This window comes from Rhizobium sp. SVR5-9E (genome assembly GCF_056755095.1).
On sequence record NZ_JBNDHS010000811.1, the window covers coordinates 1 to 232 of the forward strand.

Genomic DNA, 232 nt, shown 5'->3' on the forward strand with positions numbered 1-232 from the left:
GGGTGGTGTCGATCGTCGAGAGCTCGCTGTTCCATGCACGATGGCAGGTGTCCATGTGCAGAAAATGATAATAGAAGCCGCGATACCCCGTCGCGCGGCGTTCGCGCCCCTGACGGCTTTCGGCAAAGAAGCGGAGTGTCGCAAGCGTACTGTCTGCGGCCTCGGCCCGCCGTATCCATCCGCGTTCGACGGCAACAAGATAGCTTGAAAGTGCAAAGCCGAGGGCGGCGAT

The 232-nt window shown here is 60.8% G+C and carries 1 pseudogene; it reads right to left on the reverse strand.

Annotated elements, in window-relative coordinates:
• A pseudogene (locus ACPYOJ_RS37090) lies at positions 1-232 on the reverse strand (glucoamylase family protein); the annotation flags it as partial.